Genomic DNA, 15,009 nt, shown 5'->3' on the forward strand with positions numbered 1-15,009 from the left:
TATGGCACTTACCAAAGCCGAAATGGCAGAACATCTTTTTGAAACACTCGGAATGAACAAACGTGTCGCCAAAGAGATGGTTGAGTCGTTCTTTGAAGAGATTCGGGGCGCACTTGAAAGTGGTGAGCAGGTCAAGTTATCTGGCTTTGGCAACTTTGACCTTAGGGACAAGAATCAAAGACCGGGAAGGAACCCAAAAACAGGCGAAGATATCCCAATTTCTGCTCGTCGTGTCGTGACTTTCCGTCCCGGCCAAAAGCTGAAAACTCGTGTAGAAGCAGCAAACACGGGTAAGTAATTTCGTTTGTTTGATGGGAAAGCCACTCCTTAGAGAGTGGCTTTCCTGTTTATTTTTTCGTGCAATATCTCCATTGTTTTTATCCACTGTCTGAGGTGAATTCTTTGTCAAGACAGCCCAAACATTTTGACCGTCGTTTTAAACTCGCCTTATTACACCCTAGATACTGGGCCACTTGGTTAGTGATTGGTCTATTAGTGATTTTCGGACTCATGCCCGCATGGCTGCGTGATCCTATTGCAAGATTATTGGCAAAAATAGTGATGCCAATTGCCAAAAAGCCCATTAGCGTTGCCAGAGCCAACTTAAGGGCGTGCTTTCCTAATCAATCCACCGCCGAGATTGAAGTGTTAATCCGTGAGAACGTGCAAAACTTCGTTTTGGTGTTGTTAGCACAGGGTGAATTGCTGGTGCGCTCAAAAGCGCATTTACGTCGTAGAGTCAATTTAATCGGCTTTGAGCATGTGACTAAAGCGCAGGCTGCGGGGCAGCCGATCATTTTTATCATGCCCCATGTGTGGCCAATCGATTATGCTGGTTTACGCCTTAACCTTGAGTTGCCTATGGTGACTATGGCCAAAGCCCATAAAAACGGGTTATTCAATTGGTTTAGTAATCGTGTACGCAGCAGTTGTGGTGGCCATGTGTATATGCGCGAGGCGGGCATTCGGGCGTTATTGGCTGAGCTTAAGCGCGGTAACAGTTTCTTTTATCTTCCCGATGAAGACTTAGGTCCTGAACAAAGCGTGTTTGCGCCTTTTTTAGGCACAGTGAAGGCAACGCTACCTGTTGTTGGGCGTTTAGCGCAGGCGGGTAATGCCCAAGTGCTGCCAGTAAAGATTGGCTACAACCAAGCGACACGCCAATTTGATCTCACCGTGATGGCGGCCGTTGCGCCTGAAGAAATGGTGGGCAAAGAAAATGAGGCGTTGGCACTGAACAAAGTGGTCGAGCAAGTTATCTTAGCTTACCCAGAGCAGTATATGTGGTTCCTGCGCGTTCTCAAGACGCGCCCAGAGGGTGAAGTTTCTATCTACAGCTGAGATGTAGCGTGACTGAAATAGTGTGGTTTAAAATGGCTTTGAGCGCTGATTGCTCAAAGCCATTTTTTTGAGGAATATTCTTGCTGATAGGACTCTTTATTGATTGAGATCTTTATCGACTGTGCTGTTACCAATGCAGGATTTAATCTTCATCTTGTTCCATCTCAAGTTGCATCAGTAACATATCTTCGCCATCGAGTACGCGAGTACGAAAGCTTTGACATGCAGGGCAGACGACCGTGCGCTCACTCAGTACGGATTCAGTCTGGCAGTCTTGGCAAAGTATCACTAGCGGCTGAATTTGCATATTGAGTATGGCTTCTTTGCAAATCCCATCGAGCTTAAAGGTATCGAAGGCGGTTTGTAGCAGGCTAGGTTCAACCCCGCTCATGACGCCCAGCTTGATATCCACTCGGGTGATTTTATCGGCATGATTGGCCAGCGCGTGCTGTTCGCATTGCTCAATCAGGGCACTCACAATCGAATATTCGTGCATCAGCAAATCCTTGGCAGCAGTTCACCTTGGGGAAGATCGAGATAACGCTTAGTATTCCAAGGTGTTCTTAGCACGACTTTCCCCACTAAATCATCACTCACAGTACCGATAATCGCTGCATGCTCACAGCGCCCAAAGCGTTGCATGATCTCGAGCGCACCTAAGGCGATGTCGTTGGGGACGGCGAGGATGAAAGTGCCTTCGTTGGCAAGATCCATGGCTTCGAAACCATAGAGTTCGCACAGACCTTTGACTTCATCGCTTACGGGAATACTGGCTTCATTTACTGTGATACCAACATTGGAGGCGACAGCCCATTCGTTCAGCACCGCCGATAAGCCGCCGCGTGTCGCATCGCGCATCGCATGAATGGGAATATTGGCGGCGATCAATTGCTCGACTATGGGCCAGAGCGTCGCGCAGTCACTTTGTAATGCTGATTCGAGCGTGAGTCCTTCACGCGCCATTAAAATCGCTGCACCGTGGCAGCCGATATCACGGGAGACAATAATGGCATCGCCCACCGTGACATTCGCCGCGGAAATATTGGGACGCAAGATACGACCAATGCCTGAGGTATTAATAAATAAACCATCGGCGCACCCCTTGGGTACGACTTTAGTGTCGCCGCAGACAATCCGTGCACCACTGTGTTTTAATTCTTTCGCCATACTGCGGACAATCGTAGTTAAATCCTTGATAGAAAAGCCTTCTTCGATGATCACACTACAACTCAAATACTGAGGTTCTGCGCCCATCATAGCGAGATCGTTGACTGTGCCTGCGATGGCAAGCTTGCCGATATCACCACCGGCAAAAAATAAAGGGGATACGGTGAAAGAGTCTGTGGTAAAGGCGTTGGCACCGTGCAAATCGAGTTTGGCAGCGTCTTCTTCGCTGCGAAGGATTGGGTTATCAAACTCGGCAAAAAACAGATCACGGATCAGTTTATTCATTTCTTTGCCGCCACCGCCGTGGCTGAGTTGAATGGATTTATCTTTAAGCGTATCAGCCATGATGTGGCTCCTTGATATCGATACCTTGATAGCGGTAATAGGCATTGCAGGCACCTTCGGAGCTGACCATGCAACTGCCTAAGGGCGTTTCGGGATTGCAGCCGCGGCCAAACACTTTACAGTCCTTTGGTTTAGCAAGCCCACGAAGAATATCACCACACTGACAGGCTTTATGATCGTCAATTTCCTTCACGGGTAGGCGGTCTTTAAAGCGCAGTTCGGCGTCTCTGTGGGCATATTCGGGTTTAAGCTGCAGCGCTGAATTGGGGATTGGGCCTAGTCCACGCCAGCGAAATTGCGGTCTGACATTGAAGAATTGATTTACTTTGGCCTGCGCCGTGAGGTTGCCGTCCTCCGATACTGCGCGGCTGTATTGGATATCGAGCTCCGCTTTACCTGCGGCTTTTTGGCGCACAATCCGTAAAATCGACTCCATCACATCGACGGGCTCAAATCCCGCCACCACTAAGGGCGTGCCATAGTTTTCGACTGTGCTGCGATAGATTTTTGCGCCACTGATCACGCTTACATGGGCTGGGCCGATAAAGGCGTTGACCCTCGCTTTTGGGTCGTGCATCACGGCATCAATTGCGGGTGGCACTAATACATGATTGATATGAAACAGTAGATTTTCGAGTTTTTCTTGTTCGGCCAGTTGTAACAAAATTGCTGTCATTGGGGTTGAGGTTTCAAAGCCAATGGCGAAGAACACTACGGTTTTATCGGGATTGTCGCGGGCAATTTTGAGCGTATCTAAGGGATCGTAAATTGGGCGAATATCGCAGCCCTTGGCCCTAAAACTGGCTAAAGAGCCTTGAGAACCGGGCACGCGGATCATATCGCCCAGAGTCACAAGAATAACATTTTCTTGGGAGGCAAGCGCCGCGGCTTGGTCGATGCGCTCTTTAGGCATAATGCACACTGGGCAGCCAGGACCATGGATAAATTCAATATTATCTGGCAGTAAATCTAGCAAGCCGTATTTCATAATCGTATGAGTATGGCCGCCACAGACTTCCATGATATTGATTTGTTGCTTAACCAATTTAGCGGTTAACCGAATATCCCGTGCTAAATTGGCAATCGTTTGGGGATCGCGAAAGCCTTGATAGAGGTGTTTTAGTTCAAGCATGCTTTTTCCTCGGTGCACTCGATAGGGGTGCGCCTTGCGACTTAATCCTGCACTGCTGATGGTCAGTGTATGGCTTCATTTTCAAGCTTAGTGACGATTTCTTTGTATAGATCAATGCTTTGCTGCGCATCTTCCTTATCAATTTTGTTCATCACAAAACCAATATGGATCAACACATAGTCGCCAATTTCCAGTGGCTCATTCATTAAATGACTGCTGACATCGCGGCGCACGCCTAAGGTATCGACGGTGACACTCTGGCGCTCAATATCGACCGCCACCACTTGGGAAGGTATGGACAAGCACATTATTGTGCACCTCGAATATTGTCTTTAAGCCAAGCGGCTACAGCCTGCATGGAGTCGCCATCTTTAATTGAGACTTCAATAATTTGAGTTGCTGGATTGAGTTTTTTAAGCTGCGCTCTGGCTTCGTCCATCTTGAAATCAAAATAGGGCAGTAGATCGCACTTAGTGATAAAAACTACATCGGCGCGGCGGAACATCACAGGATATTTTTCAATCTTATCATCACCTTCTGGCACTGATAGCAGCACGATATTTTTGTGAGTGCCCACATCATAACTGGCTGGGCAGACGAGATTACCGACGTTTTCGACAAAGCAAATATCGAGTCCTTCAAGCGGCAGATGATGTAGGGCACCGTGCACCATAAAGGCGTCGAGGTGACAGGCGCTGCCCGTTTGAATTTGATAGGCCTTAATGCCTTTAGTGATGAGGCGGTCGGCATCGCGGGAGGTTTCTAAGTCGCCCTCGATCACCGCATAGTTGAGCTGCGTGTATTCTTTGAGATTTTCTAATAGGGTGGTTTTGCCACTGCCCGGGCTACTCATGATGTTGAAGGCAGTAATGTTATGTGCCTCAAAGTGGGCGCGGTTATGTCCAGCTTCGACATCATTTTTATCTAAAATTTTGTGGATGACTGACAAGGTTTTTTTATCGTTTAACTGAGGATTTGTGTGTAACTCTTGATGGCTATGCTCATGAGTATGTGAATGGTCATGATTATGCTCATGGCTATGGGCATGCGCGCCTAGATGATCATGGTCGTGGCGGGTAAGGGAGCAGCCGCAGTCTTTACACATTTTACCTCTCCTTGTATCGGCAGAGTACGAGGACTTTGCCTGACAAATAATGATTGATGTACGAATCGTTAATTTGGTTACGCTAATGTTGAGTGTGATACAAATTGCGCTACGGATCTTTGATGTTCGTCAGGTTTATGGGGATAAAAATGGCGAGCGAACATCAGGGGTTATCAAATAAGTAAGGTTATTGACTCTGATGAATGCCATACCAAAGTTGGCCTAGGGCGATGCCGCCATCATTGATGGGGATCTGTTTACTGGATAACACTTTATTTCCTTGGGCGCTGAGCTTGCTCAGGCAGTATTCCAATAGATATTTATTTTGAAATACGCCACCGCAGAGCACGGTTGGGAGGTGTTGATACTGGGCAGCATAATCACAAATAGCATCACCTAAGGTGTGTAAAAAGGCGCGGGCGATGGCATAGCATCTATTGTCTGTTAGCGGTTGTGCTGTAATCAATTCAACAACTTGCTTGAACATCTCACTGCTTCGCCACTGGTCGATGTCAAGAGGTAAGTTAAGCGAAATGACTTCAAGGGCTAATGCATCGGCGCGATTGGCCGCGGCTTCTATTGCCATGCCCGCTTGGCCTTCAAACAGTGTGGTTTCGATTAAACCTAAGGCGCAGGCGAGGGCATCGAACAGTCGTCCGACAGAGGAGGTTTTTATCGCACTGTCGTTCTGCCAGATCTTATGTAAGTTAGTCAGAGTGTTTGGGCGCATGTTGTTTAATATAGGTAATTGCAATGCGAGTACAGCATCGAGGCTCATTTGCTCGAATAATAATGCCAGTAACAACCTAACGGGTTGCTTAATCGCTTGCTCGCCGCCCAGCAGGGCGATGGGTTCAAAATATGCCAGTCGCTCGGCTTTATCGAGCGTAGTGAGGAGCACTTCACCACCCCATAAACTGCCATCTTCCCCAAGTCCAGTGCCATCGAAACTAAAGCCGAGTACGGGATCTCGATATTGGTTAACTGCCATTACGCTGAGCACATGGGCATGGTGGTGTTGCACCGATAAACATTGATTTTGACGGGTATCGCTGAGTTTTACACTCGAGTTTGAGTGCATTTCAGCCCAGCGTGAAGGGGCATAATCTGGGTGTTTATCGCAAATAATAAGATTTGGCGTAAAGTGATACAACCGAGCAAAAGTGGCTAAGGTGCGCTCAAAATACTGCTCGGCGCTGACACTGAACAGGTCGCCAATATGGGGACTTAAAAACACATTATTGCCAAAGCCTAAGGCGATGGCATTTTTTTGCTGTGCGCCCACGGCCAAAATCGATGGGGTCAGCGGTATCTCTAAGGGGAAACTTAACGGTGCATAGCCGCGGGCGAGGCGCAATACTTGCACCTCTGCGGAGGAATCAAGTTGCGGCTGGATCACTTGCACCACACTGTCATCACAGCCATTAATAATCGGCCGATTATGATCGACTATCGCATCCACCACATGGCTTAAGTGACTAATAAGCTCATCACAATCAGTGATGATAGGTTCACCGGAAACATTGGCGCTGGTTGCAACTAATGGCCCTTTGAAGAGACCTAATAGCAAATGATGTAGCGGTGTGTAGGGTAAAAATACCCCGAGTTTATTCAGATTGGGGGCGACAGCTAAGCTGAGATCATGTTCGGCTCGGCTGCTCATCAGCACTATGGGCCTTTCTTGCGAACTCAGCACTCGCCACTCGGCATCCGTCCCTGTGACATAGTGCTGCACCATGGTGATATCCGCCATCATCACCGCTAGCGGCTTGGCTTGGCGCTGTTTTCGCAGCCGGAGTGCGTTGACGGCATAGTCACTTCGGGCATCACAGATTAAGTGAAATCCACCCAATCCTTTAATTGCCAGAATCTGCCCTTGGCGTAATCTGTCAGCCGCTGCTGTCAGTACCGCAAGGTCCGTACTCAATTCAGGTGCGCTGACATTTGAGGCATTGGGAAGGATGTATTCCCCTTGCGGTGTTTTTAAACTGAGTCTGGGGCCACAGGCGGGGCAGCTCACGGGCTGGGCATGGTAGCGGCGGTCGAGTGGGTTTTGATATTCTTTGGCGCACTCGGGACACATGTCAAAATCGGCCATGGCGGTGTTGTGTCTATCATAGGGTAAAGCATTGATAATCGTGTATCGAGGGCCACAGTTAGTGCAGTTGGTAAAGGCATAGCCAAAGTGGCGATCATCAGGATTATGCATGTCGTTCAAGCAATCTTGGCAGGTACTTTTATCTGCCGATACTGCCACCAGTGCACCTATCGGTGAACTTGGGTCATCGTCCTCATGGCTGTCGCTTTTTATAATCTCAAACGTGGTTTCGCTTAATAAAATCGGCAGTGGTATTTGGCTGATATTGTCGATACGGGCGAGTGGTGGTGGAGTGGTATTGAGTACAGTGATAAAGCGAGTGAGGTTTTCATCATTACCTTGCAGCTCAATGGTCACGCCCTTGGCATTGTTAAGCACAGTACCCGTCAGTTGAAACTCAAGGGCATAACGATAGACAAAGGGGCGAAATCCCACCCCTTGTACTATGCCAGTGACGTGCAACTGACAACGCTTTAACGTGGCTCCCTTGTGGACAAGGTATTCCAATGCCAGCCTTCGTTTTATCTGCAGGTCACTGTGCTTTTTGTGGCGACTATTGTGCCTATGTGGCTTCATACGTTGTGACTTAACTTTTGGCCTCCTAATCATGGGCATTCAGTTGGCGCTGCTTAACGTAAAGTGCCCCAACGACTAAGTTATCGCCGTCTAAATCTAGGCTGCGATTGACCACTAAGGGGAAGTTTTTGCCTAAGCGTAAGCTGATGCGTTTGCACAGGGTTTCATTGATTAATTCATTGCCCGCTAAGGCTATATTGTGCACGCCGATATTTAAATCGATATGCTCGATCCAGTTAGATAAATAGTCCGCCAGCGAGTCTTGCATCGCAAAGGCGAGCTGACTCGGATCGTCATTACCCGCAATACGAAAACTTAACACTGTGCCTAAGGTTTTACACCAATTTAGGCTGCGGTGGGCTTCACCTTTGGTCAGCGGATAATCGATACGCGGTGCATTAGCACCGTGGTAGCGCATGGCGGCGGCCATGAGTGCATCGCTTAGCCTTGCTTGGCTTTGAGTCTCTTCTTGTGTATTAAGGCCAATTAATATGGCAGCAATCGCCCACAAGCTTTGTAAGTTGTCCCGTCTGCCGTGAAGCTTCAGGCTTAAAAGTTTTAGGTAATCTTCGGGGAACAGGCTCTTAAATTTTTGCGCTACGGCTTTTTGCGGACTGCTGTCCAGTTGATGGAAGATTTCGTAACCGTTATCGGGCAGCTCGGGCAGGGCAAAGAAGAGTTCAGTGTCGCCCTTATTATCGCAGGTGACAATTTGACTCGTATGGGTATGGCTTAAGTAAATGACCGCGGCATTTTTTGCCTGTTTATGACTGGTAAACTTACCGTTGAGCAGCGCACTGAATAGCGCTGCGTCTGCAAGGGTGTGATTTTCTGTGTTGACTGTATTTTGATTATTATCGCTTAGCATACTAGTGCAATGAATATCACTGTCTTCACTTGACGCTACTTGAGTCAATACTGCCACACTCAGTTCGCCTTGGTGCGATCGTGAACGTTTCGCCGCTTGCCATTGGGCTTGATAGCCGTGAAAACTGACTTTTTCCCTTAAGGGTTCTGGAGCGATAAAGTGCTTGGTTTGAACCTGTGTTGAGCTTAAATCGTGACTGGCGATTTGTGCCCAAGCACCATCGACCCAAGCTAGCTTTGGCCTATTATGCGGCCCTTTAATGTAAACCCAATCGACCCCTTTTTGTCGTAATACTTCCCCGAGCACTAAGATCACTCGGCTGTAGGCAAAGCAAATGTCGTACAGTGGTGCACTGAGTTTGTCGTGTTCTTGCGTTGGTCTCGCGCAGATAAGCGGCTTTTCAATACTCGAAAGCGCGAGTACCTGCGCATCGTTCAGACAAAAATGGGCATTCAGCGTATTGGGATTACAAATTAACAGTTGTGGCCGCTCGCCTAAGGGCTGAGCAAACGGTGTCAGACTAAGTTGCAGATTATCGGCGGCCGCTAATATCAGCGGGCCTTGTGTCAGCAGTCCCTGTGCCATGGCTTTAATATCTGACAAGGTTAACGCTTTTTGTGCGGACGTTAATTGTGTTTCGCCCTTGCAGCAAGGGCAAATTAAATCGAGTGTGCCAAACTTAGCCGACTGATTATCGCCAATCAACGGATAACAATGCTGGCAAAAAGGCACTATGGCAGGGCTTGATCCAGACTGTGGAAAGGGCAGTAAGGTTTTACTGCCCTGGGGCTCGTCGATGACTTTAATACTAGAGTCAATCAACCAAGCGGAAATCAAAAAGTCCGCTGCAATGGCATCGGCCAATTGTTCTAGTTGGTTTTGCTCGCCCTGAGCTTCAATAAAATAGCTTTGGGGGCCAAAGTCATGTTGGCCACTATATTGACCTGAGCTATGTTGACCATCACAGCCTATGCTGATATTTAGTTCATCATAATTTAGATATTGATTACATAAATGCGCGTACAAAGGCACCTGACGTGAGCAGGTAAAATCAAATCTGATGTTTTTCATCTTCTATATACTTTCACCAGTAGTAACGCCACGTTTATAAGAGTCAGGGATCAGCGAGTCGATACTATGCTCGGCAACACGCGTCGCAGTGAACCCAAGGGAGGCTAAGTGGGATAACAAGCTTGATTCCATTAAAGGTACCGCGGCGGCGACTTTAGGGGTCAAGCCTAGCACCATAGGTTCGAGCACGGTTGGGGTGACGCCCAGCACAAAGGTCTTAGGTCTGTCGCCAACCATTTCCATCATATTGAGGGTTTGCAGCATTTCGACTTCATGGGCGCTGCCTTGCCAGTCGATTTCCTTCGGCGCTTTATCAAAATCGAAGAAATAGACTTCGCCCGCTTCTACGCCATTGGCATTAACTGTATCGACCACGATTAAATAATCGTATTGGCAAATAATAGGGATAAGTCCCTGAGCCAAGGTGCCGCCATCGAGCAGCTTTAGCTGGTGGGACTCATGGGTAAACTGATAATTATCAGCTATATAATTGACAAAATGTACGCCGATGCCTTCATCGGCGTACAGGACATTGCCAATACCGAGTAGCAATATCTTCATTGGACTCCTAGTGGTGTGAGTCTGGCTTTGGGTAGTCATAGCCAGAGACAATCGAGTCAACTGAGTTATGTTTGAAGCGTATCCCTGACCAAACCGCCATATAGACGTGGATAACCACAAAGATAACAAATGCCCAAGTGAGGTAGTGATGCCAAATCCTAACTTGTGCCAGCCCACCCATTTGTGCCGTGATCCAAGCGGCGCTGCCCCAAAGCATGCCACCTAAACCTTGGTGATACACATTGGCATACAACACCAGACCCGTTATACATATCACAAGAGCGACCAGTGAGATTGCTACATAAGTCACAAATTGCAGCGGTCCATAGACACCGGCTTTATGTAAGTGCCCCATCCATAAGTAAGATTTCAGCTGGGTGATCCAGCTTTTTACGCTCATGACATCGCGAAATGAGCGCCGCTCAATGTCGCTTCGGCTGAAAAAATACAGGTAGAAGCGCACTAAAGTGATTGCGGTTAGTACAAAACCGCAGATCAGATGAGCGAAGCGGATCCAGCCTTGTACGAGTACGTCCGTACTTTCAGGCGCCACAAGAAACGGCCAAGCAATATAGAATCCGGTGATCACTAGCACCAGAATTGACAGTGCCCTGAGCCAGTGAAAAATCCGTATTGCCGGACTAAAAATCAGTGTCCGAATGCGGGTTGCAGAATGGTTCATTTTGCGTTCCCTCCCTCGATTATTGACCATTGGGACTGACACGGAACTCGCTCAATGCTTGGCCTTTGAAATCCATTACGTGTACAGAACACGCCATGCAAGGGTCAAATGAGTGAATAATACGTATCACCTCAAGGGGCTTAGTAGGATCTTCCAGTTTCAAGCCAATTAAAGAGGCTTCATAGGGACCCATTTTACCGTTGGCATCCACAGGACCTGCGTTCCAGGTCGTTGGTACGACGGCTTGATAGTTCTCAATCACTCCATTTTTAATGCGGATCCAGTGGCTTAACATGCCGCGTGGCGCCTCGATCATGGCGTGACCTACATACTCTTTATTTGGATCAATATTGGGTTTTACATAGGTAGATTCATCGGACTGGATATTCGTCAGCAGCGCATCAAAGGTTTTTAACCCTTCTTGGGCGACGATAACTGTCTGCAACATACGGGCTGCGGTGCGACCTAAAGTGGTAAATAGGGCGGCAACGGGTAGACCTGTGCGAGCGAGCAGGCCATTAACCGAATCCACGACCACCTTGTTACCACGGGCATAACTCACCAATAGGCAGGCGAGTGGACCCACTTCGACGGGTTCACCTTGATAACGGGGAGATTTCACCCATGAGTATTTGCCATCACCATCCAGTGTTGGCAATTTGCCGTAGACAGTGTCGCGTTCAACAAAACCCGTGTAATTAGGAATCGTTGTACCGTCATAGGGATGTTGCGGTGCATCGGCGCTATACCAAGCGTGGCTGACGTCTTCGGCAATCAGATCTGGATTCACATCACTGACGCCAGCAAGGTCGCCATTCATGATCACGCCTTGATTAAACATGTATTCGCCATTGGCTAACACAAAGTCATCGGTCGCCATGAAGTTTTTCACGTTTACGCCGCCCAACACGCTAGGTTCAGTACCAAAGGCTTCTGCCGCCATCACGATATCTGCTTGATAGGCACGCAGGATAAAGTCAGTCACGGTCGCATGTTTTTGCTTCCATTCCTGCAGGCGAGCAGGGCTGAGCATGTCGCGCACCGAAGTCACACCACCGACAACAACGGATTGTGGATGTGGTGATTTTCCACCAAAAATGGCTAGCATTTCTGCCGCAACACGTTGTACTTCAAGCGCTTTAAGGTAGTGAGATAGCGCGATAAGGTTTTGCTCTGGGGTAAATTTATAGGTGCCGTTGCCCCAATAAGCGTTGGCAAATGGACCTAATTTTCCCGTTTCGACAAAGCCTTTAACTCTTTCTTGTACCGCTTTTAAATCACCTTCACCCGCCGCTATGGGATGGTCTGTGTATTTCAGGGCAACTTGTGCCGCTTTAGCAGGATCGGCGCTCAGTGCAGAAACCACATCAACCCAATCTAAGCCGTGTAGATGGTAGAAATGCACAATATGGTCGTGCATGTATAAAGAGGTTTGCATTAATGAACGTAAGTATCTTGCGTTCAATGGAATTTGAATTCCTAACGCATTTTCAACCGCTTCAGTACCGCAGCGGTAGTGGGAATAGGTACATACGCCACAGATACGTTGCACAATAAGGCCAACATCCATAGGCGTGCGGCCTTTGAGAATGACTTCAATACCGCGCCAAAGTGTGGAGGATGACCAAGCCTTGTTGATGACGTTATTTTCATCAACTTCGACTTCGATACGTAAGTGACCCTCGATACGTGTGATAGGGTCGATAACAACGCGCTTGCTCATGGGTTATTCCTCCAGCGGTTTGGCAAAAATACTGGCAACGGCATGGGCTCCAATGCCCACCACAGTCGCGCCTAAAATCACCGCACCAATAGTATCTGCGGTCGCATCCAATCCATGGAGGAGTTGACGGCCAAGGGGTTTTTCAAAGTCAGCCATATCGTCCCAGAAGTTAGGTTCTGAGCAACCCATACAACCGTGTCCAGCGAGTACTGGCCAGCTAGTGTGATGGTTAAAGCGCTCGGTTGGGCAGTTGTTGTAGGTGTAAGGACCTTTACAACCGACTTTATAAAGGCAGTAGCCTTCTTTCGCACCGTGATCGCCAAATTCTTCAACGAATTCACCAGCATCGAAGCGGCCGCGGCGTTCACAGTTATCGTGTACCCGTGCGCCGTAAGCCCATTTAGGTCTATTAAACATATCCAGCGCAGGTAATTTTCCGAACATGATGAAGTACATCAAAGTGCCGACTATGTTCTTTTCACTCGGTGGGCAACCGCCTAAGTTAATCACGGGTTTACTGACCACTTCATGCACGCCTTTAGCCCCCGTTGGGTTTGGATAAGCGGCTTGCACCCCACCAAACGCCGCACAAGTGCCGACAGAGATAATCGCGGCGGCGCCTTCAGCAGCATGCTTGATGATTTCTAACCCTGTGTGGCCTTTACAACCCACAGTTAAGAAACTGCCGTTATTTGCAGTCGGAATCGCCCCTTCAACGGCCAGTAAATAGCGGCCCTTGTAAGTTTCGAGTGCATGTTCGAGATTCTCTTCAGCTTGCCAACCCGCTGCAGCCATTAAGGTTTCGTGATATTCCAAGGAAATATGATCGAAAATCAGTGAGTCTAGATTGGGGGTATCGGTACGAATTAAAGATTCGGAGCAGCCAGTACATTCGGCCATATGTAACCAGATTAAGGGTACACGATCGGCTAATTCTGCAGCTTCGGCTACTAAGTTACTAAAGGGGAGGGGTAATGCGAGCATGCTCGTCACCATGGCACTCCACTTCATAAAATCACGGCGACTAATGCCGTGCTGTTGCATTTTCTCAATCAGCGATTGTTGTTGACGGGGAGCGAATTGGCGTAACGCATCTAAGCGCGCCTTTCCCTGTTCATATAGGGCTGCATGTGTGTCCATGGGTCAACCTTTTTTGTTATTTAAATGTAAATTGGTAAGGGTTTACATAATTGACAGTGTCAGTTTAGGCCGTTGGAGTGTAAAGATTATTGATGTATATCAAGAATTTTTAAGAGATGTGACCGAACTGATTTTGACATTTAATTAACATGACGCAGATCTAATTTCACTTTTTCTAATGGGACAAAATGTCTCACATTTGCCATTTTGGATGAAATCGGTCACTTAATCAGCACTCATGTAATTAAGGCGATGCTGATAACTATGGTTCATTCGCGTGGTGAGTAGGTTAATTAAACTTATATAAGCTTGTTTAAGAAAACCTTAAGATTCAGTTAATAGATTCGAACGTAATCGTTAATGCGGAATATGCTATGAAGAAAATATTATTGTTACTCAGTTTATTGGCCGCAGGCGTACAAGCCGCGCCATCGCTGGACTATCAAGTGTTTAACGCGCAAAACCAAGCTGTTTCCCTGAGTGAGTTTAAAGGCAAAGTCGTCTATGTCGATTTTTGGGCATCCTGGTGTGGCCCTTGCCGTAAATCGTTTCCTTGGATGAATGAAATACAAAAAAAGTATCAAGATCAGGGATTAGCTGTTGTGGCAATCAACCTAGATACAGATAACGAGTTAGCCCAGGAATTCTTAAAACAAGTCCCTGCCAATTTTTCAGTGCGTTTTAACCCCGAAGGTGATGTCGCTCGCAGTTTCGATTTGCTGGGCATGCCGAGCAGTTTTATGTTCAATCGACAAGGTCAGTTAGTACAGCATCATGTTGGCTTTTATGTCGATAAAACCGCTGAATACGAGCAAGAACTCGTCAATTTACTGAAGGAGTAATTTATGCTTAAACCCGCATTAGTCGCAGTAACGCTCATCACAGGTTTGAGTGGATGTTCAAGTTTAGGAGTGCAGCCGTGGGAGAAAGGCCAGCTGGCCCGCAGCGATATGGCGCTCGACAGTGAAAAGCTCGACTTAGCACTCGATGATCATATTTATTTTAGTAAAGAAGGCAGTAGCGGCGGTCGTGCATTTGCCGGTGGCGGATGTGGCTGTAACTAAACTCTCCGTTGGTGTTATTTGCCCTGAGATGTAACGAATAAATGTAATGCACAGATGTAATGAACAGACGTACTAAAACAAATGTGACGAGCAGATGTTCTAAAATCTGGGGCGAAATCCCGCGGTATTGAATAGA

15 protein-coding genes are annotated in these 15,009 nt (G+C 47.7%); 4 read left to right on the plus strand and 11 right to left on the minus strand.

Annotated features, from left to right (window positions below; translation table 11 throughout):
- The first annotated feature begins 1 nt into the window (after position 1).
- Positions 2 to 298: an integration host factor subunit alpha gene (gene ihfA, locus KFE26_RS05135; RefSeq protein WP_006081370.1), complete on the plus strand. Its 297-nt coding sequence runs from the start codon at positions 2 to 4 to the stop codon at positions 296 to 298.
- A gap of 104 nt (positions 299 to 402) precedes the next feature.
- Entirely contained in the window at positions 403 to 1,341 is a 939-nt protein-coding gene (lpxM, locus tag KFE26_RS05140) for a lauroyl-Kdo(2)-lipid IV(A) myristoyltransferase (protein ID WP_212599834.1), read from the plus strand.
- A 142-nt stretch (positions 1,342 to 1,483) separates the two neighbouring features.
- Here the strand turns inward: lpxM and hypA are convergent, their stop codons facing one another.
- The 11 genes from hypA to hyaA all read right to left on the minus strand — a co-directional run bounded on the left by hypA (position 1,484) and on the right by hyaA (position 13,809).
- Positions 1,484 to 1,837, minus strand: coding sequence for a hydrogenase maturation nickel metallochaperone HypA (gene hypA / locus KFE26_RS05145; RefSeq protein ID WP_212599835.1), 354 nt, complete (start codon positions 1,835 to 1,837; stop codon positions 1,484 to 1,486).
- Positions 1,837 to 2,853 carry a hydrogenase expression/formation protein HypE gene (gene hypE, locus KFE26_RS05150; protein WP_131525471.1) on the minus strand — a complete coding sequence of 339 codons (1,017 nt, stop codon included), beginning with the start codon at positions 2,851 to 2,853 and terminating at the stop codon, positions 1,837 to 1,839. The genes hypA and hypE overlap by 1 nt, the downstream gene beginning before the upstream one ends.
- Positions 2,846 to 3,985 carry a hydrogenase formation protein HypD gene (gene hypD / locus KFE26_RS05155; protein WP_212599836.1) on the minus strand — a complete coding sequence of 380 codons (1,140 nt, stop codon included), beginning with the start codon at positions 3,983 to 3,985 and terminating at the stop codon, positions 2,846 to 2,848. Before hypD ends, hypE begins: the two co-directional genes overlap by 8 nt.
- A 62-nt stretch (positions 3,986 to 4,047) precedes the next feature.
- Entirely contained in the window at positions 4,048 to 4,293 is a 246-nt protein-coding gene (locus tag KFE26_RS05160; protein ID WP_028760183.1) for a HypC/HybG/HupF family hydrogenase formation chaperone, read from the minus strand.
- Entirely contained in the window at positions 4,293 to 5,090 is a 798-nt protein-coding gene (gene hypB / locus KFE26_RS05165) for a hydrogenase nickel incorporation protein HypB (RefSeq protein ID WP_212599837.1), read from the minus strand. Before hypB ends, KFE26_RS05160 begins: the two co-directional genes overlap by 1 nt.
- 187 nt (positions 5,091 to 5,277) lie before the next feature.
- Complete coding sequence (gene hypF / locus KFE26_RS05170; RefSeq protein ID WP_212599838.1) at positions 5,278 to 7,695, minus strand: carbamoyltransferase HypF; 2,418 nt, start codon at positions 7,693 to 7,695, stop codon at positions 5,278 to 5,280.
- 94 nt (positions 7,696 to 7,789) lie between these two features.
- Entirely contained in the window at positions 7,790 to 9,703 is a 1,914-nt protein-coding gene (locus KFE26_RS05175; protein WP_212599839.1) for a NiFe hydrogenase, read from the minus strand.
- A 3-nt stretch (positions 9,704 to 9,706) separates the two neighbouring features.
- Positions 9,707 to 10,264, minus strand: a complete 558-nt coding sequence (locus KFE26_RS05180; protein WP_028760179.1) for a HyaD/HybD family hydrogenase maturation endopeptidase — start codon at positions 10,262 to 10,264, stop codon at positions 9,707 to 9,709.
- Positions 10,265 to 10,271: 7 nt separating this feature from the next.
- The gene (gene cybH / locus KFE26_RS05185) at positions 10,272 to 10,946 is read right to left on the minus strand and encodes a Ni/Fe-hydrogenase, b-type cytochrome subunit (RefSeq protein WP_028760178.1); all 675 of its coding nucleotides are present in this window, start codon (positions 10,944 to 10,946) and stop codon (positions 10,272 to 10,274) included.
- A gap of 19 nt (positions 10,947 to 10,965) precedes the next feature.
- Positions 10,966 to 12,669, minus strand: coding sequence for a nickel-dependent hydrogenase large subunit (gene hyaB / locus KFE26_RS05190; RefSeq protein WP_028760177.1), 1,704 nt, complete (start codon positions 12,667 to 12,669; stop codon positions 10,966 to 10,968).
- A 3-nt stretch (positions 12,670 to 12,672) separates the two neighbouring features.
- The gene (hyaA, locus tag KFE26_RS05195) at positions 12,673 to 13,809 is read right to left on the minus strand and encodes a nickel-dependent hydrogenase small subunit (RefSeq protein ID WP_028760176.1); all 1,137 of its coding nucleotides are present in this window, start codon (positions 13,807 to 13,809) and stop codon (positions 12,673 to 12,675) included.
- A gap of 374 nt (positions 13,810 to 14,183) precedes the next feature.
- Between hyaA and KFE26_RS05200 the strand changes: the two genes are divergently transcribed.
- Both KFE26_RS05200 and KFE26_RS05205 read left to right on the plus strand, forming a co-directional pair.
- The gene (locus KFE26_RS05200; protein WP_212599840.1) at positions 14,184 to 14,651 is read left to right on the plus strand and encodes a TlpA disulfide reductase family protein; all 468 of its coding nucleotides are present in this window, start codon (positions 14,184 to 14,186) and stop codon (positions 14,649 to 14,651) included.
- Positions 14,652 to 14,654: 3 nt separating this feature from the next.
- Positions 14,655 to 14,873 (plus strand): DUF4266 domain-containing protein, encoded by a 219-nt coding sequence (locus KFE26_RS05205; protein WP_212599841.1) that lies wholly within the window; start codon positions 14,655 to 14,657, stop codon positions 14,871 to 14,873.
- Positions 14,874 to 15,009 lie beyond the last annotated feature (136 nt).

This window comes from Shewanella sp. M16, from assembly GCF_018224605.1.
GTDB classification, from domain to species: Bacteria; Pseudomonadota; Gammaproteobacteria; order Enterobacterales; family Shewanellaceae; genus Shewanella; species Shewanella oncorhynchi.

Coding starts and splice junctions, on each gene's coding strand:
- cybH (WP_028760178.1), bottom strand. CDS start 10,946: ATGAACCATTCTGCAACCCGCATTCGGACACTGATTTTTAGTCCGGCA.
- KFE26_RS05160 (WP_028760183.1), bottom strand. CDS start 4,293: ATGTGCTTGTCCATACCTTCCCAAGTGGTGGCGGTCGATATTGAGCGC.
- hypE (WP_131525471.1), bottom strand. CDS start 2,853: ATGGCTGATACGCTTAAAGATAAATCCATTCAACTCAGCCACGGCGGT.
- hypA (WP_212599835.1), bottom strand. CDS start 1,837: ATGCACGAATATTCGATTGTGAGTGCCCTGATTGAGCAATGCGAACAG.
- KFE26_RS05180 (WP_028760179.1), bottom strand. CDS start 10,264: ATGAAGATATTGCTACTCGGTATTGGCAATGTCCTGTACGCCGATGAA.
- hypB (WP_212599837.1), bottom strand. CDS start 5,090: ATGTGTAAAGACTGCGGCTGCTCCCTTACCCGCCACGACCATGATCAT.
- KFE26_RS05200 (WP_212599840.1), top strand. CDS start 14,184: ATGAAGAAAATATTATTGTTACTCAGTTTATTGGCCGCAGGCGTACAA.
- KFE26_RS05175 (WP_212599839.1), bottom strand. CDS start 9,703: ATGAAAAACATCAGATTTGATTTTACCTGCTCACGTCAGGTGCCTTTG.
- hypD (WP_212599836.1), bottom strand. CDS start 3,985: ATGCTTGAACTAAAACACCTCTATCAAGGCTTTCGCGATCCCCAAACG.
- hyaA (WP_028760176.1), bottom strand. CDS start 13,809: ATGGACACACATGCAGCCCTATATGAACAGGGAAAGGCGCGCTTAGAT.
- hyaB (WP_028760177.1), bottom strand. CDS start 12,669: ATGAGCAAGCGCGTTGTTATCGACCCTATCACACGTATCGAGGGTCAC.
- ihfA (WP_006081370.1), top strand. CDS start 2: ATGGCACTTACCAAAGCCGAAATGGCAGAACATCTTTTTGAAACACTC.
- KFE26_RS05205 (WP_212599841.1), top strand. CDS start 14,655: ATGCTTAAACCCGCATTAGTCGCAGTAACGCTCATCACAGGTTTGAGT.